The sequence below is a fragment of the Mucilaginibacter oryzae genome (genome assembly GCF_003148845.1).
In the GTDB taxonomy this organism is placed as follows: Bacteria; Bacteroidota; Bacteroidia; order Sphingobacteriales; family Sphingobacteriaceae; genus Mucilaginibacter; species Mucilaginibacter oryzae.
This window is the reverse complement of sequence record NZ_QGHA01000002.1, coordinates 206,543-225,368: the sequence shown is the minus strand read 5'-3', so window position 1 is coordinate 225,368 and position 18,826 is coordinate 206,543. Positions and strand designations below refer to the sequence as shown.

At 43.6% G+C, this 18,826-nt stretch carries 11 protein-coding genes; 2 read left to right on the top strand and 9 right to left on the bottom strand.

Features of this window, described 5'->3' with window-relative positions; genetic code table 11:
* Positions 1 to 166 precede the first annotated feature (166 nt).
* The 4 genes from LX99_RS06430 to LX99_RS06415 all read right to left on the bottom strand — a co-directional run bounded on the left by LX99_RS06430 (position 167) and on the right by LX99_RS06415 (position 12,719).
* The gene (locus LX99_RS06430; RefSeq protein WP_109607120.1) at positions 167 to 3,733 is read right to left on the bottom strand and encodes a VCBS repeat-containing protein; all 3,567 of its coding nucleotides are present in this window, start codon (positions 3,731 to 3,733) and stop codon (positions 167 to 169) included.
* 111 nt (positions 3,734 to 3,844) lie between these two features.
* Positions 3,845 to 5,404, bottom strand: a complete 1,560-nt coding sequence (locus LX99_RS06425; RefSeq protein ID WP_022831493.1) for a RagB/SusD family nutrient uptake outer membrane protein — start codon at positions 5,402 to 5,404, stop codon at positions 3,845 to 3,847.
* Between the two features lie 24 nt (positions 5,405 to 5,428).
* Complete coding sequence (locus LX99_RS06420; RefSeq protein ID WP_245927861.1) at positions 5,429 to 8,620, bottom strand: SusC/RagA family TonB-linked outer membrane protein; 3,192 nt, start codon at positions 8,618 to 8,620, stop codon at positions 5,429 to 5,431.
* 1,075 nt (positions 8,621 to 9,695) lie between these two features.
* Positions 9,696 to 12,719 (bottom strand): DUF2723 domain-containing protein, encoded by a 3,024-nt coding sequence (locus LX99_RS06415; protein WP_109607119.1) that lies wholly within the window; start codon positions 12,717 to 12,719, stop codon positions 9,696 to 9,698.
* 434 nt (positions 12,720 to 13,153) lie between these two features.
* Here LX99_RS06415 and LX99_RS06410 point away from each other — a divergent pair, with 434 nt between their 5' ends.
* Entirely contained in the window at positions 13,154 to 14,773 is a 1,620-nt protein-coding gene (locus LX99_RS06410; RefSeq protein WP_109607118.1) for a gliding motility protein RemB, read from the top strand.
* Positions 14,774 to 14,839: 66 nt separating this feature from the next.
* Here the strand turns inward: LX99_RS06410 and LX99_RS25585 are convergent, their stop codons facing one another.
* The gene (locus tag LX99_RS25585; RefSeq protein WP_170122648.1) at positions 14,840 to 14,983 is read right to left on the bottom strand and encodes a hypothetical protein; all 144 of its coding nucleotides are present in this window, start codon (positions 14,981 to 14,983) and stop codon (positions 14,840 to 14,842) included.
* 198 nt (positions 14,984 to 15,181) lie between these two features.
* Here LX99_RS25585 and LX99_RS06405 point away from each other — a divergent pair, with 198 nt between their 5' ends.
* Positions 15,182 to 15,952: a DNA-formamidopyrimidine glycosylase family protein gene (locus LX99_RS06405; RefSeq protein ID WP_109607117.1), complete on the top strand. Its 771-nt coding sequence runs from the start codon at positions 15,182 to 15,184 to the stop codon at positions 15,950 to 15,952.
* A gap of 32 nt (positions 15,953 to 15,984) precedes the next feature.
* On the opposite strand, the gene LX99_RS26540 is transcribed toward LX99_RS06405, so the two are convergent.
* The 4 genes from LX99_RS26540 to fbaA form a co-directional block, all read right to left on the bottom strand.
* Positions 15,985 to 16,080 (bottom strand): SAP domain-containing protein, encoded by a 96-nt coding sequence (locus LX99_RS26540; protein WP_456238147.1) that lies wholly within the window; start codon positions 16,078 to 16,080, stop codon positions 15,985 to 15,987.
* Positions 16,081 to 16,685: 605 nt separating this feature from the next.
* A complete protein-coding gene (locus tag LX99_RS06395; RefSeq protein WP_109607115.1) occupies positions 16,686 to 17,108 on the bottom strand; it encodes a GNAT family N-acetyltransferase in 423 nt (140 codons plus the stop codon).
* Positions 17,077 to 17,583 carry a low affinity iron permease family protein gene (locus LX99_RS06390; protein ID WP_109607114.1) on the bottom strand — a complete coding sequence of 169 codons (507 nt, stop codon included), beginning with the start codon at positions 17,581 to 17,583 and terminating at the stop codon, positions 17,077 to 17,079. The genes LX99_RS06395 and LX99_RS06390 overlap by 32 nt, the downstream gene beginning before the upstream one ends.
* A gap of 102 nt (positions 17,584 to 17,685) precedes the next feature.
* Positions 17,686 to 18,765: a class II fructose-bisphosphate aldolase gene (gene fbaA, locus LX99_RS06385; RefSeq protein WP_109607113.1), complete on the bottom strand. Its 1,080-nt coding sequence runs from the start codon at positions 18,763 to 18,765 to the stop codon at positions 17,686 to 17,688.
* Positions 18,766 to 18,826 lie beyond the last annotated feature (61 nt).

The window sequence follows — 18,826 nt, the reverse complement described above, 5'->3', positions numbered from 1 at the left end:
AAAAGCTTTATATAAGTATTCATCTGGTTTCTGCGATTTCCTGACAGAAGCATAACCGCATCCCGGTTTTAACATCTGTTCAGTTCATTATTATTGAACTTTATATGTTGATTTCCGGCGTGGCATCAATCCGGGTCACCCAAACATACCTTGCTGGCCGGTACCACTAAAGCCTGATCTCCCTGAACCTGCCATCTCCGGATACAATTTTCACCTTCTGTACCCCCGGGCTTAATTTCAGGAACCTTGCCGATTGAGATAAAAAAGATGAGCCATAATAAAACTCCTCCCTTGTAACCCGGCCATCTTTGGCAAAAACCTCGGCATATACATCCTGCGGTTCTACTTTTATAATCTTTGCCGGGGTATTAAGCTTTAATAACTGTAAGCTACCGTTACGCTGGCTGGCCGAGAGGTAGTAGCGGTTATCTTTACCCTTGAGTTTTACCAAAGCCTTTCCATCGCCGGGGAAACAGATCCCGCTTTGTAAAATTGACAATGGCTTAAAGCCGCCCTTGCCATCGCCTTTTAAAAGCAAACCGTTCAGGGCATCGTACCGGCCTACCGAAACATTGGTACCATAATCGTTTCCATTAATAGCTACGTCTAAATTGCCATCGTTATCAAAATCATCAACAACCATCCCGTTAAGGGCCGAAACCTGGGCATAGTTAGGCAGCGGATGCATTTTAAACTTACCGTTACCCAAATTTTCGAGGTAGCACGAGGTAAGCGTATTGGCTTTTAACCGCAGGGAGCTTTTAAATTGCTGGGGCGAAAGCAGATCCTGCAGGGTTGCATGCCCGAAAGAGCGATAGTTCACAAACTTTTTGCGGAGACTGATCATCTGTTTCACAGCATCGTCGCGAACAAAAGACGGGAATTCGCGCCTTACGCCATCAGTATCCTGAAGAAAGAGCGAAGGTAAAGCATCTGTAGTTCCGCGTTTATCAAAATCACCCGCGGTAATGTAAACAGGCTCTTTGTCGCTGGCCTTGAAAAAGCTGTTGTTGCCAAGGTTACCAACAATGTAGTCCATCCTTCCGCAATGCCTGAAATCGCCCGCCGCGATTGAGTTCCACCAGCCTACCTTACCGGCTATCCCCGACGCAGCGGTAGCATTGATAAATTTACCCTGTACGTTTTTAATAAAGGTTACCGGCATCCATTCGCCTGCAATGATAAGGTCAGGCCAGCCATCATTATTGTAATCGGTAACCAGCGCGTCGCAGGTTAAGCCGAGGTTCTTCAAACATGGAGCAACCGATTGTGTAACATCGGTAAATTGGAGTTTCCCGGGCTTGCTGTCATTACGCAGAATAAAACATGATACCGGGTTTGGATAATGCCACGGATCGACACGGCCGGTTACCAGCAAATCGGTTTTACCATCTTTATTATAGTCAAACGCCCGTACACACAGCTTGCTTGTCAGGTTACCGGGCAGGGCACTTTTCTGTTCGCTGAAATGCCCGCGGCCATCATTAAGGTAAATGCAATCAGCATAATTTTTCGAACCCGAAGGGCTTTCATATCCCCCGCGTGCGATGTAAAGATCGGGCTTCCCATCGCCATCGGCATCAAAAAGCAACAAACTTTCATCCTTATAATTCAAGCTATCCGGTTTTCCCTCTACTAAATTCCGCTGATTAAACCTGCCATCCGTTTGCTGCAGGAAAACCTGTGCCGGAAATTCGCGGTTACCTCCAATTACAATATCATCAAGCCCGTTGCCATCAACATCCCCGGCTGCAAGTGCCGGTGTGTAAGCTGACAGTTTATGAGGCAATAATTTTTGGATGGTAAAATCAGGGAAGTCGTTTTCATGGTGCCGGTAATGAATGCCGGCGGCACCGGTAATTTCTGTAAACAACGCGCTTTTATTTTTCTGCGGAGCCAACCAGTTATAGGGCTGGCGGGCATTATTGATACTGACTGTAAGCGTTTGGCTGGATTTTACGTTTTTTAAAACCTGCTTATAATTATTGGGCCATTTAACTACCACAGAATCCAGAACCTTGAACTTCCCCACACCGAAATGTGCCATTTTCTGAATAGAAGATAAATATCCCCGATAGGGATTATTTTCATAAACCTGGTGATTGCCCTGATAATAAATATCCACCCATGCACCGATACCATCTTTATTAAAACCATCACCGTTAAATTTAATCCGCAAGTAGTTTAATGGCCTGGCATTAACCACGGGGCTGTTGTTTTTATAAATAAGCGCCTGGTCGTTGATGTTATTGATCACCAGGTCCATAGCGCCGTCATTGTTCAGGTCGGCATACGCCGCTCCGTTCGAAAATGTAGGCAAATCCAATCCCCATTGGTCTGAAACATCCTTAAAGTTTAAGTCGCCGTTGTTTTGAAAAGCGAAATTGTGGATCTTAACCGTAGGGATCTGGTCTAAAATAGTTTTTTTTGAAGCAGTAGAATAAGGGTTGTTCCGGAAAACAATAAAGTCGTGATCGGTGACATCCTTCGGAAACCCGTTGGTCACGATAATGTCGCGGTAGCCGTCGTTATTAAAATCGCTGATCAGGGGCGTCCAGCTCCAATCGGTTTCGGTTACTCCGCTTAAAAATCCCGTTTCGCTGAATACCGGGCTTTTAACAGAATCGTTTTGCCCTAACCCCGGACCCTGGTTTATCTGTAAAGTATTACGGGCATACTGATATTGATAAGCATAATGATTAAACAGCTCGTACGATTGATAGGCATCCGGCATCGACATCATCTTTTTGCGATAATTATCAGGCGGCGACATATCCAGTTCAAAAACATCGGCAAGCCCATCGTTATTTAAATCTTCAATATCCTGGCCCATCGAGTTCATTGAAGTATGCTTAAAATACTCCTTTGACCGGTTGGTAAATGTGCCATCCCCATTATTGATGTACAGGATATTGGGCGATATAAAATCGCTGGTAACATAAATATCCTTCCAGCCGTCCCTGTTTATATCCACTATGGTTGCGGCGTGCCCGTACCCTTCAATGGATATTCCGGCTTTTTTGGATACATCGCTAAATACCGGGTGCTTCAGTTTGTCATCCCATCTGTTTTCATATAATCTCCCGGTGCTTTTACCGCTGCCATCGGTAATTAGCGGGCGAAACTGATTGGCATAATAACCATCGCCGGGGCGGTTAACGGTGAGGTACATATCCAGTTTCCCATCATTATTATAATCAAAAAAAGCGGCCATGGTAGAATAAGCCCTGATGTCAAGGCCGTATTCTTTACCCTCTTCTTTAAAGCGGGGGATTCCCTGTTGATCTGTTCCCTGGTTAATGTAAAGCAAATTTTGCCGTTTAACACTATCCTGCAGCAGCGAATTACATACGTAAAGATCCTGTAAACCATCATTATTGATATCAATAACCGCGACTCCCCTGCCCCATTTCCCCAGGCCGTTTACCCCTGCCTTATCAGTAATATCCTCAAATTTAAAATCACCGCGGTTAAGGTATAACCTGTTCGATACCATATTGCCTGTAAAATAAATATCCGGCAAGCCATCGTTATTAAAATCACCAATTCCTACGCCGCCGCCGTTGTACACATTGGCATTATCTATCGGGTTGATCGAATCGTTTTCTGTAATTAAATTATTAAAGGTAATGCCTGTATGCGATGAGGGTATTAATTCAAAAAGTGGCGCCTTCTTTTTTGCACACGAAAAAGCAAGCGAACCCAGCAGCAATAAAAGGTAAAATTTCTTCATCTGTAAATTAGGCTTATACTGAAAAGATAGGCTGTTAGCACAGCCTATCTTTTTTTAACAGGTATGGAATTTGGCAATCCATAACCTCTGATTATTTCTGCAAGATAACAATCAATAACCGGGATTTTGATGCCCGCTTACTTTGGGGTTATTATCCAGCTCGGCCTGCGGAATGGGCAACAGTTCATCCCTGCCTTTTTTGAAATAAGTGAGCGGATCTGTTGTGAAGTATTGTTTCTTCCTCCAGCGCAGGATATCGATATTCCTTGTTTCCTCGCAGCCCATTTCCACTATCTTTTCATGCATAATGGCCTTTACAACATCAGCTTTCGAGCCTACAGGATATTGCGCAGTTGGGTAAGGCGGCATATCAACATCTGCACGTGAACGGATCATGTTAAGGTAGTTAACCGCAGCAGCCGTGTTACCCAATTCATTTTCGCATTCTGCCAGCATCAATATCACTTCGGCGTAACGGATAATGCGCTGGTTATTGCCTCCCGGATGGAAACTTGCGGCGGGTAAGCCTTCCTTGTAAATGATCATAAACTTACGGAAACTGATCTTTTTGGTAACCCCGTTCATTACCGATGAGTTGCCGTTTTGGTCGCCGTCTGTTAGTACCGACGCGCCTTTGTTATAGGTATCGCCGGTTTGATAGCAGGTATAATGGAAGCGTGGATCAGATTTAGCCGCGCCTGTCGCGGTATTCTCAAACTCGTTGATCAATTTATTTGAGGGGATCAGGTTTCGCCAGGCTATAGGGTTATATTCCTGGTTACGTACGGTAGATTGCGCTGAGGTGGGGCTGTCGCCGCCCCAGTTAAAGCCGCCATCGCCTTTATCAACAAACACAATCTCGAAGATAGATTCGCTGTTAAACTCGGTTTCTTCTTCAAAGTTATCAAGGTATCTGCCGGTGAGCGAATAACCGTTAACCCCTGTTGTAGGAATTTTTAAAAGCGCGGCTTTTGCCCCAGCGTAATCGCCGTTTTGCATCAAAACGCGGCCCAGCATGGCGTTCGCGGCAGAAGCGGTTGCCCTTCCCTTATCAGTAGCGGATTTTTCGGGCAGAACGGCCGCGGCATCCTGCAGGTCTTTAATAATCAAAGCATAAACCTCAGCTTCGGACGAGCGGGGCTGATAATCGGTTACTGCCTTAGGCGCCGATGTATAAATAGGAACTCCGCCCCACTGCGAAACCAAATCAAAATAAGCCCAGGCACGTAAAAACTTGGCCTCGCCTACCAGCCTGTCCCGCAGGGCTGTGTTATCAGTTACATTAGGGCCGTTTTCAATAACCACGTTAGCCCTGAAAATAACGGTGTACCAGGTGTTCCAAACAGAACTCACAACTGGGTTGGTTGGGTTACCGTTGCCATTAAGCAGCTGCCCTCTCGGGGCCTCCAGCTGCCCGCCGCCACTTGCTACATCATCACTCCTGAGGTCGTGAATAAAAAACCACTCTCTTGATACGAGCCCCAGCGAATGTACGGCAACATAAATAGCGTTTACGCCCTTGGTAAGCTGATCGGAGGTTTTATAATACTGGTTGATTGTTACGTTATTAGGGTCGTTGGTGTTAAGGGACCCTTTTTTACAAGAGTTCACCGTCGCCGCTACAATAATAGCTGTAAGGGCCGACCACACGAATATTTTCTTAGTTTTCATCACTGTATCTTTTTAAATTAATCATTAAAAGGTGGCTTGTAACCCCAACTGAACTGTTCTTGGCTGCGGATATTGGCCATAATCAATACCATTGGTCAGGGTACCGTTACGCGAGCCTATTTCGGGATCGAGACCTTTATATTTGGTGAATGTTAAAAGATTGGTGGATGCTACAAACACCCTGAGCCGGTTAAGCGCGTTATCGGTTTTTGATCTTAACCAGGCGGCAGGGAAATTATAACCGATCTGCAAATTTTTAACACGCAGGTATGATCCGCTCTCGATCCACCTGGTTGAAGGCCGGACGTTGCTGTTAGGATCGCCGGAGAAGGCGCGCGGGATATCGGTAGCGGTATTGGTAGGTGTCCAGGCTTTTAAAACATTGGTGCCTGCATTAAAAAGCCTTGGCATACCTTCCAGGATAATACGCTCGGCGTTGAAAATCTTATTACCGTAAACGCCCTGGAAAAATACCACCGCATCGAAGTTTTTGTAAGAAGCGTTGAAGTTTAACGAATAGGTAAATTTAGGCAGGTAGCTACCGATAAACGTACGGTCGGCATCGTTAATCACCCCGTCTTTGTTTATATCCCTGAATTTGATATCGCCGGGAGCGGCACCGGTTTGCGTGGCCGAGTTGGCTACTTCGGCAGCGTTTTGGAAGATCCCGTCAACGATATAACCGTAGAACGACTGCACCGGCTGACCGGCAACCGTATTGGTTATAGGGCCGCCGCCGCCATAGTCAGCATCGCCTCCTGAAACAATTGACGCGTTGGGGGAACTAAGCGATAAAACCTTGTTCCTGTTTAAGGCAAAGTTTCCGTTAATATCGTATTTAAACTCACCGTTTGCTTTGTGATAGCCTAATGTAATCTCAAAACCCCGGTTGCGCATCGCCCCAACGTTAGATAGCGTACCCGCGCCGTTATACCCGAGGCTGGGCGACGTTGGTACGGTTAACAAAAGGTTATCGGTTTTCCTGGTGTAAACCTCGGCAGAAATGGTAAAGATATCATGAAATAAGCCCAGATCCAGGCCTATGTTGGTTTGCTTGGTTATCTCCCACTGTAAGTTGTAATTACTTAAACCGCTGTAAAATGAAGCGTTCCCGAGGTCAGCTAACGAACCGTTAAATGGATAGGTTGCGATGTTAGACTGTATTGGCTGCAAATAAGGGTAATTGCCCAATACCGTACCGTTAATACCGGTTACGCCATAACCGGCCCTAAGCTTTAACGAAGATATGGACTGGATGCCCTTCATGAAATTTTCCTGGTCTACCTTCCAGCCTAAGGAAGCAGCGGGGAAATTTTCGTGCTTGTGCCCGGGCGCGAACACCGATAAACCGTCACGGCGGATTGAACCTGAAACAAGGTATTTGCCTTGAAAATCATACCCAACGCGAGCCACTTCCGAAATGAGAACGTTGGTGCCATAGGTGTAGTTGGTATACAGATTGGTTGCCCCATTTAATGTTCTTACAGTATTGGTGTTTTGATTGCCCGAAGATACCTGGTTATCACCCCGCGATGTTTGCGCTTCATAAACCAGCACGGCGTTTACGTGGTGCGCGCCGCCAAATGTCTTGTCGAAGGTTAGCTGTTGCGAAAACAGTTGCGTTGTACTGGTTGTACGGCCATAATTGATAACCGCCGTTGTAGATTTGGAGGTACCACCATCGTCATAGATAGGTGTATAAGTATTGTTTTGATTGGTGTTGTAATCAATACCGTAAATTGATTTAAAGTTTAACCACGGCGTAAATTTAAGAGTGGCGTAAGCGTTACCGTGTACGGTAAAACCATGGTTGGTATTATCAATCAGTTTAGCAGCCTCGATAGGGTTGGTTGGATCAGATCCGTCGAAACTGTTGAGCGGCCCCATGAACCCGCCGGCGTTGTTGGGGTTATAAACAGGCAGATAAGGCTGCATCCTCACCACATTGGTGATGGCGGAACGGTTACCGGCATCCACACCATATCGCTGGTGGTTGACTATAACGTTGAAGGTTTCACCAAATGACAGTAGTTTGCCTATGGTATGGTCAGAGTTAGCACGAAAGGCCTTGTGATAAGCACTTAAGCCCTGTGCAATACCCTGCTGATCAAAATAATTGGCAGAGGTATAAAAACGAGACACCGCGTTACCGCCGGTCAAAGCAATATTGTGCTGTTGTACGGGTGCGTTGCTCCTGAAATAGGCATCCTGCCAGTTGGTATTGGTTTGGGCAAAGGTTTGAGACGCGCCATTGTAAACAGGCTTATTAAAGTTGTCAGGTTGCAACCGGGGCGGTAAACCAATACCTGCCGAACCGTTAAGCGCGCGCTCATATTGCAGGTATTGCTGGGTATTGAGCAGGTCGAATTTTTTGATAACGTTTTGCAGACCGTAATATGAATCGATAATTACTTCGGTACGGCTATTATTACTGCCTTTTTTGGTGGTGATGATAATAACGCCGTTTGTACCGCGCGAACCATATATGGCCGCCGCGCTGGCATCCTTCAGCACGTCGATACTTTGGATATCTTTAATATCAACACCTGTAAGGCTGCCCGGGTAACCATCCACAATATAAAGCGGATCAGATCCGTAGTTTACCGAACTGATACCACGCAAAGATATGATTGCCCCTGTACCCGGACCACCGTTATTGGTTACCGTAAGACCGGAAATACGGCCCTGTAAACCTTCAATACCACCCACAGGTAAGGAAGCGAGCGTTTTACCGCTAACGGAGGATACCGCGCCCGTTACCCTGGCACGCTTCTGCGACCCGTAACCAACCACAACAACCTCTTCGATGTTTTTGGTATCTTTTTTCATTTGAACGTTAAGCTCGGCGCTGCCTGATACCGTAAACTCCTGCTGCGCGTAACCTATCAGTTTAAAAACAAGTACCGCAGTATTTCCGGGCACCGATATTTTAAAATTACCGTTCACGTCGGTACTAACGCCCTGGGTTGTGCCCTTTATAGATACCGCTACACCAGGCAGGGGCATATTATCTTCGTCTGTTACCTTACCGGTTACAGTGAAGGCCGGCTTGAGTTTTAAAGTCCCGCTTTCGATGATGATGCCCCCGGTTACCAAACCTGCCGGGTTACCGGTACCGGCCATTGCCACCGATGGCGCCACTAACGTGCATCCTGCAAGGATGAGCGTAGCATACCGCCACCTTTTATTATAAATTTTTTGTAGAGAATACTTCATGTTGTTTAAGGTTAAAATCTTCAATTCGACAGGAAAACGCAGATATATTTAATATTTCCACCTAACATTTTCATACATCGTTTAAGCTGCAAACGCCTAAAAATTATCCTGATATTACTTTGAGGATAAATGTTTGTGAGGGATTTGCCCGGATTGGAATGTTGCGTACTTGTCGCAAATCTGAAAATCGTTGTGTTGTCTTTCCATAATTTTCTGTTAATGGTTAATGGTTGATAATTGATATTTAGGTGTTATTAAATTTTAATATAATCGTACCGCCGCATCCTGTCGGAGTTACTATCTAAACAATTTTATTTAGGGCGTATCCGGGCTGCCATAACCTGGCAACCAGAGCCTTAACATCAGTGTTATGATTTCAGCAAGTATATAATTGGTAGTTTGTACGTCGTTATGTTAACGGTACCTGGGTTGCGGTACCCGCCCGTGCGGGTTTAACAACAGGAGTAAAAGTATATTTCACGATTGGCGGAATAGCGCAATATTTATCTTAATCTTACAACATTTGTTTAACCGGAGCTGTTAAATTTTGTTGTTTAAGCGGTTACATAGCTAATAAGGCGCTATCCATTAATGCACCGGCAAATTATGATGTTCAAAGCATGGCTTAGGAGAATACGTCATCATTGTCATCTCCTGCAAAGATACATTGATGAGTTTTGTTACACGTTTAACAGGCTTAAGTACCCCGGTAGTCTGTTTCACAATCTGATCAAAATAATGTTAGCAAACGTCGCAATATGTCTTCAAAAATCATGGATTAGGTAAGCGCCTTATTCTATAAAATTTATCGCTTTTTGAACCCCAATTATTTGAAAGAAATTTCGTTACGGCTTTATTTAGTGTATTTTCTGTTTTACTTGCCTTGTATACCTCAATTTACTTAAAAACAGCGTTTTAATCAATATTCCAAATAACTATATAGTTTCCCCTTAGTTATCAACGGTCACACAAATACGGAGATAGGTGGCGGGCGCAGCAAAGCCGGGGTGAGTAAATCAACAAAAAAAGCTACCCCAAACCGGGATAGCTTTGTATTGTATCTAATTATAAAAGTTTATTGTCCGCTACCCAGCACAGCGCGGAATTTGGTTTCATAATCCTTAAGCTGTTTATCAAACTGATTAGCGAGGGCTGTTTGATGGTTATCCCTGGCAAACTGGGCGAGGCCATTAAGCACCTGCATACCTATTTGAACATCACGGCCATTAATACTGTTGATATCCTGCGTAAGCAGATAGGCATTGTAATCCAGCTGATCCTTCAGGTAGTTGTCAATATTGGTTGCCAGTTTGTTGCCAAGCACTACATCGTGCAGTTGATAAGCCAGTTGAGCAAGATATAGTTTCCTGCCGGCCACATCAACATACGGATACAGGTCGGGCAGTTCGGCATCATATTTCTGAACCACTTTAAGCGCTTTATCATTTTTACCTTCCTGTACCAGGCTTTGGGCCAGATCAAGGAAAGTTGTTACCATTACCGGGTAAAACATCGATGTAGACTCGTGATCAAGGTACTTCGCAGTTTTGAACTTACCAAATTTAAACTTGGTCATTACGTTGGCATACATCACATCCGTATTAACCTTACTTAACTGATCATGTATTGTGGTATCTTTTTGAAACGGGATGAGATGATAGGTAAAGCCCTCTTTATACAAATACGGCTGCAAACCAATCAGGTTTTCATTACCAATGGTAGTTGTAAAACAGATGGGGCGTTTCCAGTGGTTGTGGGCTAAAATATCAAACATGGCCAGGTTTTCCTTGGTTACGTAGTTTGATGTATATTTCCACTCCATGGTTTTTGCCAACCTGCTTTTTTGCTCAGGGGTTACTACGCCGTTGGCAACAACCTCATCCGCATTAATATCCATTTTAAGATTTTTGGTTGGCAGGTAGTTGCCAAAATCTCCGCTTTGATATTCAACCTTAGCAGCCTTATCATCAGAAGTAATAAAATCAAAAACCTCTTTAATATCCTGCGAGCCGGGCAATTTTTGATCGTTAAAATAAATCACATCCCTAACGCCCTCTTTATATTTATCAAAAGGCATGGTAATAGGCAGCGGCGCCGAAGCGTTCATTTGCTTCTGCATCTGGCGGATGTACCAATCGCCGGTAAATAAACTCAGGTTAACAATGCGCACATCCGGGCGGATGCCTTCCACTTCCTGATCGTACCACAACGAGTAGGTGTCGTTATCGCCATAAGTAAACAAAATTGCGTTTGGCGGACATGATATCAGGTAATTGTAAGCCATATCATGCGGGGTCATTTTGGTTGACCGGTCATGATCGCCCCACTCTTTGGCCGCCAGTAACACCGGGCAAGCTAATAAACAGATAACGGTTGAGCCTATAGCAGCCGTTTTAGCATTAACATACTTACGGGCAAATTCGGCTATGCAAATAACCCCCAACCCTATCCAGATGGCGAAAGCATAAAACGACCCCACGTATGAGTAATCACGTTCGCGCGGCTGCACCGAAGCCTGGTTAACATACAGTACAATAGCTAAACCCGTAAAAAAGAACAAGAGACCAACAATCAGTGCATCGTTACCACGTTTATTAACGTGATAAAACAACCCTATTAAACCAACAAGCAAAGGAATGCCGTATAGCGGCGTGTAAGTATTTGCAGCGGTTACCGATTTGGGCAGGTGTTTTCCGCCGTCAAAAATACCGCTTGTCCAGTTGCCGTCAATACCTTCGGTGCTTTGCTGCCCGTCGGCGTCATTATAACGGCCAACAAAGTTCCAGAAAAAATAGCGCCAGTACATCTGGTACATCTGCCAGCTAAACATCCATTTCAGGTTATCACCCATTGTTGGGGCTTGTCCTTCAGGAATGCGGAGCCATTGTTTATAAAATTGTACATCGTTTGGATCTGTACTGTACATACGCGGCAAAGCGGTTGTATGATCATAAACATAATCGGTTTTTCTGCCGGCATTTTCGTATTGGGTTTTCCCTTTGCGGTAAATAATGCTGCCTTGTTTTTGATCAACTACCTGGGCATCATAAAAAGGACCGCTTAGTAAAGGTACTTCGCCGTATTGGATCCTGTTAAGGTAGCCATATAGCGTAAAGGCGTTATCAGGATGAGAGTTATTCAGATTGGGATTAGCAGTGGCGCGGATAGGAATGTACGCGAACGATCCGTAACCGAAATAGATAAACGCCACGCACAGCAGCGCCAGGTTAAGTACAGGTTTATTTTTGCGGATACTGTAAATAATACCGAAAACCAGCGCTGCCACAATAAGCAGCAGTAAAAAGAATGCGCCGGTACCAAAACCCATCCCCAGCGAGTTAACAAAATACAGGTCAAAATAGGCGGCGAATTTTACGGTATATCCCCTGATGCCGTATTGTACCAGACCAAGTATTACCACGCCGGCCAAAAACGCCAGGATACTGCCGCCAAGAGTAATTTTTTTACTGCGACGGAAATAATATACCATACCGATAGCCGGAATGGTTAGCAGGTTAAGTAGGTGGATCCCGATGGATAAACCAATAACATAAGCGATGAATACGATCCATTTATCGGCTCCGGGCTCGTCGGCATGCTCTTCCCATTTTAAAATAGCCCAAAATACAATAGCCGTACACAATGATGATAAAGCGAAAACAATAGTTTCCACAGCCGAAAACCAGAAGGTATCGGTATATGTAAATGCCAGCGCGCCTACCAAACCTGCTCCCATTATTACGTATAATTTATAATCGTCAATAACCTCGTCGCGTTTTTGGGTAATCAGTTTTTTGGCGAAAGCGGTGATCGTCCAAAATAAAAACATGATGGTAGCGCCGCTGGCCAATGCCGAACCCATATTGGTAAAGAAAGGTACCTTGGTATTATCGCCAAATGAAAGCAGCGACAATACTTTACCAATCATGGCGAAAACCGGGTAACCAGGCTGGTGCGATACCTGCAAACGGTATGCGCATGATATAAACTCGCCGCAATCCCAAAAACTTACAGACGGCTCCAGTGTTAAGATATAGGTTACCGAGGCTATAACAAAACATAGCCAACCCAACAGGTTATTAATTTTTTTATACTGCATTTAAAGGTGTATCAATTAATTTAATAGCGCGGCAAATATCATGATTTTTATAACTTATTAAAAAAAAACACCCTGGTATGACAAAATTTAACAATAATTAACTTTTATATTATTGGTTTTAATGAAAACAAAGCTTTCGGCTTTTAGCCTAAAGCAAAAAGCCGAAGGCTGAAAGCCTAAAGCGGGGGGCTAAAAGCAAAGGTGTGAAACCATTAAGTTCTGCTTTAGGCTTTGAGCCTTCTGCTTTCAGCCTAAAGAAAAAGCCCGAAGGCTGAAAGCCAAAAGCGGAGGGCTAAAAGCAAAAGGGCTGAAACCATTAAGTTCTGTTTTAGGCTTTGAGCCTTCTGCTTTCAGCCTTTAGCCTTCGGCTTTAAGCTACCTCTTTTAAGCAATCAAATTTTTAACTTACAACAAATAATCATTACTTTGTTGCGATGCAAAAACTCTACTCGCTAAACTTGCCCAAAAAAACTTTTTTAATTGCCGCGGGGATTTTTCTTACCGCGCAGTTAAGCAAGGCCCAATCGGTTTATTTGCCTAATTCATACCAGCTGTATCAAAAATTTAACGCTGATGTATATTCTGTAAAAAGCGGCATGCACACGTCATTAAGGCCGTTTTTAATTGACAGCACCATCAGGCACAGCTATGACTCGATCATGAACGTTGGCGTTAAAGAGCGTAAAACCTGGGGTGGACGTAAATTATTTAACGAGCACCTTTTTGACGTAAAAGACAAAGAATATACTTTTTACGCGGATTATATAACCGACCTGCAGGTTGGGCGCGATTTGAGCAACAGCAAAACCACCAACTTAAACACCCGCGGGTTTCAGCTTGGGGGCACCGTAGGCGATAAGTTTTCGTTTTACAGCAGCGGCTTCGAAAACTCGGCCAAGTTTGTTTCATACTATAATGATTATGTAAATAATAATGTATTTGTACCGGGCCAGGCTTACGCGCGGCACTATAACGGTCAGCCTCAAAACTCGCAGGATTGGTCGTACGTTACCGCGATCTTGTCTTACTCCCCTACCCAAAAGTTAAATATTACCCTAGGGGAGGACAAAATGTTTATTGGCGATGGTTACAGGTCTGTACTGCTGTCTGACTTTGCCGCCAATATGCCGCTGCTAAGGGTTACCGCCGATTTAGGGCCTGTGCGTTATATGATTGCCTGGGCTTATCTCCAGGATTCGAAGCTTGAAAAATATGATTCGTTCGGCAATAACCGCCGCAAATGGGCTTTATTTCATTACATCGATTGGAGCATCACCAAAAGGGCCTCGCTTGGTTTTTTTAATGCCCTCATAACACCCGAAGCAGATGCCAAGGGCAACAAATACGGCTTTGACGCTAACTTTGTAAACCCGTTATTTTTCAGCGGTTCGTTGAGCCGGGGCGGCGATGTAAAGGATAATATCATATTGGGTTTTAATGCCAAATATAAAATACTTGATAAAACCGCGCTTTACGGGCAGTTTGTGCTTGATAAAGTTAAAAATAATGACTTGGGCATTAGTGCAAGTAATACCAATGGCTGGCAGGCCGGTGTTCGCGGAGCTGATCTTTTTGGTTTGAAACATTTAAATTACCTTTTTGAATTTAATACCGTAAATCCATATACCTATGCCAGTGACAGGGTATTAACCAACTACGGTTTTTACGGCGATCCGTTAGCGCACCCACTCGGGGCCAATTTCAGGGAGATGTTGGGTATCCTCAACTACTCAGTAGGGCGATTTGACTTCCAGGGACAAATTAATTATGCCAAATATGGGCTTGATGCCAACAAACCTGACAACAACGGCAAGGTGATCAATAAGCTGTTTATTCCTTCAGGCAATGTTAAAGGTATAGTTGGACAAGGGTTAAGTACTCAATTATACTATGGTGAAGGAACAGTAGCCTATATTTTAAACCCGAAATATAATTTGCGTTTTGAACTGGGCGCGCTTTATCGCCAGGAAAAGAACGCCCAGAAAGACTCGAAAAACACCTTGATCACATTCGGTCTCAGAAGCTCGTTCAGGAACTTATATCATGATTTTTAACAATCAATACATTGGAATATAAAATAAATAAAGCGGCGAAGCCGCTTTATTTATTTAGTGGTTTTATTATTTCACGCTTTTTCTTGAGCCCAGGGATAACCCAAATGCAACGCCAATTGCAATGCCCACAGCAACGCTATGCAAAGCGGTGCCGATGGCAATACCAATAACTAAACCGCCAATAAAATATTTTGTATCTATCCTGTTCATACTTTGCAAACGCGCGCTCAATTTAAAACATTTCAACGCTGTTACAAACGGGCTCATCTGTGAAATTTGTATCTTGGATAGGTTTATATATTGCAGGTTGAACAACAGCTAACCAAACCTTCTTTTTCAGAATCGAAAATTGAACGTTATTGAAGCAAAACATTAACAGCAACGTTATTTAATTATAAACAAAATATTATGCCCGAACTACCCGACCTACAGGCGTTTAGCCATAACCTGCAAAACAAACTGAGTGGTAAAAAGGTAATGCAAGTTACCGTTACCAACGCTAAAAAGCTGAACGTAAGCGCATCCGTTTTAAATGGTACCCTTGTGGGGCAAAAAGTTGAAAAAGTTTATCGCGAAGGCAAAGAATTGCATATCAAATTTAATAAAGGCGATGTGCTGGGGCTGCATTTGATGCTGCATGGTAAACTGTTTTTATTTGAAGGGAAAAATGACAACAAATACTCTATCATTGAGCTGCACTTTGAGGATAACAGCAGCCTGGTATTAACCGATTTTCAAGGGATTGCCAAGCCTACCCTCAACCCCGAACCAAAAGATGTACCAGACGCCCTTGAGGTAGATGCCGCCTTTTTCACCAGGCGCCTGGCTAAAACCAAAACCAATATTAAAACCGTATTGCTTGATCAGAAAATTTTGCGGGGAATAGGTAACGCCTATGCCGATGAGATCTTGTGGCAGGCGCGCATCTCGCCTTTTTCAATAAGTAATAAAATCCCCGAAGCTAAACTTGCCGACCTGGCTAAAGCAATTAAAGAAGTATTACATGATGCCGAAAAAAGCATCCTTCATTCCAACCCTGATATCATCAACGGTGAGGTTCGCGATTTTATGAAGATTCATAACGCCAAAAAGAAACAAAGCCCTACGGGCCATGATATCATTATAAAAGAAAGTTCGAGGAAGACGTATTATACAGAAGAGCAGAAGTTATTTGAATAGGAAGGTGCCTTTGAATACAAAACTTACGAAGTTCAGATGACCTCGTAAGTTTTTAGTATGCGAGTTATCAATTCATTTTTTTTACCTGTACACTGAAGTCGGCGCCTACGATGGGAATTTTTTTCCAGCCTGCCGCTTCACTGTCGCGGTAAAAAGTACCGCCATTAAAAAGGCCGCATGAAAAACTGATATCTGAGCCTTGTTTTGTTTCCAAAAACTCGATAGCTACCACAATATCGCCCGCAACTTTAATATTGTATGGTGATAGGTCGACGGTAGTTAATTGATGGCTTCCATCGCGGTATTTTTGGATATAACCTTTAACTTCATCGGTCACCAAATTAACATTGTTAGGATACTTACCGGCCATCTGGTAAACGTTCACTTTAAACGCAATGCTATCCTGCGAGTGGTTTTGGGTATGGAAGCTTAATTTTAATAACTGTACCTGCCTTTTACCGGCGTTCATTTCAATGCCAACAACCTTGCCTTTAACGGCATTAAAACTATTGTTAGACGATCCGGTGCGGGGTTTATTTCCTATGGTTTTTATTTTTTCCTGGCCAAATGAATTAAGTGCGGCAAAACACGCCAAAAAAACAAGTAATAACCCGCGGGGAATAAGATTCAGATTTAACATAAAATTCAATTTTGATGATGTACTAAACAGAAGATGCCGCGAACGTTGAAATGGTTGCAGCATCTTTCAAATATTTTAAAATCGGGTACGCCGTTATTTCTTCACCATTTGATAATGTTTAATACCGGCTTCCTCAAATTCAGGTCCGCTTGTTTCAAAACCTAACTTTTTATAAAAGGGCACAGCATGAGTTTGTGAATTAAGATACACGTAACCGGCGTCTGCCGGTAAATCGGCAAGTACCGTTTTAACCATTTCCTGCCCCAGCCCATAACCCCTAAAGTTTTTAAGCACAGCAAAACGCTCCAGCTTACAACCTTTTTCGGTTTTTCGCCAGCGGCAGGCGCCGGCGGGCTCTCCGTTAACGGTGGCTAAAAAATGAACGGATTCATCATTATATTCTACCTCGAGGTGAGGCGGGCAGTTTTGTTCAACCACAAATACTTCGTACCTGATCTGGTTGATCTTATCCAGGTCGGCCTGTTCAGTTGCTTTTTTTACCTTGATTGCGGGCATTGATATAATGCGGTTTGGTTTTGTAACTATTAAGCTTGCTGGTATGGTTTTCTTTTGCGGCATCTATGGAGTGCGTACAGGTAATATCATCCTCCTCTTCGGCCAGTTCGGAGAGCTCAACATAAAATTTGTGCAACTGGTCCAGCTCCTTTTCGGTGATATCCTCAATATCAACCATCCGGTTACTTGCGCCCTGGTGCGATGCCAGCAATTCATTTAACTTTAAATGGATAGCTTTCGAGTCCTTGTTCTGCGATTTTTGGATCAGGAAAACCATTAAAAAAGTTACAATCGTTGTGCCCGTATTGATCACCAGCTGCCAGGTATCCGAATAATGAAACAATGGCCCTGTTACGCCCCATATAATTATAATTGTAAAAGCGATAATAAATGCACCGGAGCTACCCGTTGCTACAGTAGCCCAGTTGGCAAAACGTTCAAACAAGTTCTTTTTCTTTTTACGAATCTCTGTCATTTTTAGTAGATTTTTAACTTTTACGCTCAACCTTGCTGCCTGTAAACAACAAAGCGCCTATACAACAAATGTACAGGCGCTTTTGTTAGCTTTTGATGAATATTATAATTTGCTGTGAACGTCGATGCAGTTCAAATCTTCAAAGGCTGCTGAAAGGCGTTTTACAAAGTTTTCTTCGCCTTTGCGTAACCAAACGCGAGGATCGTAGTATTTTTTGTTTGGAGAATCATCGCCATCAGGGCTGCCGATCTGGCTTTGCAAATAACCTTCTTTTGATTGATAATAATCTTTAATACCTTCCCAGAAAGCCCATTGCATATCGGTATCAATGTTCATTTTGATAGCGCCGTAAGAGATAGCCTCGCGGATTTCTTCCTGGGAAGAACCCGAGCCGCCGTGGAAAACAAAGTTGATCGGCTTTTCATCAGCCAAACCAAATTTTTGTTTTACATACTCCTGCGAGTTATGTAAAATAACAGGCTGTAATTTTACGTTGCCCGGTTTGTAAACGCCATGCACGTTACCAAAGGCAGCTGCTACTGTAAAACGGTGGCTCACTTTTGATAAATGCTCGTACGAATATGAAACCTCTTCGGGCTGGGTATATAAACGTGAGCTGTCAACATCAGAGTTGTCAACACCATCTTCTTCACCGCCGGTAACACCAAGCTCAATCTCCAGTGTCATGTTCATTTTAGCCATACGTTCAAGATATTTGGCAGAGATCTCGATATTCTCTTCCAAAGGCTCTTCCGAAAGATCAAGCATGTGCGAAGAAAAAAGTGGTTTGCCTGTTTCAGCAAAAAACTGCTCACCATGATCTAATAAACCGTCAATCCATGGCAATAGCTTTTTGGCGGCATGGTCTGTATGTAAAATAACCGCTACACCATAGTGCTCGGCCAGCAGGTGCACGTGCTTTGCAGCAGATACGCCACCTAAAATGCAGGCCTGAAGTTTTGAATTATCCAATGATTTGCCGGCGTAAAACTGTGCACCGCCATTTGACAGCTGAATAATAACCGGGGAATTAACAGCCTTAGCTGTTTCCATAACCGCGTTGATAGTGTTAGTACCAATAACGTTTACCGCCGGTAAAGCAAACTGATGCTTTTTTGCTGCTTCAAATAGTTCCTGCACCTGATCGCCGTGCAGAACACCTCTATAATTTTTTAAATCCATTAGCGTTTATTTGGGCCTCGAAGTTATAAAAATTCTTTAAAAAGGCTAATTATTCTTAAAA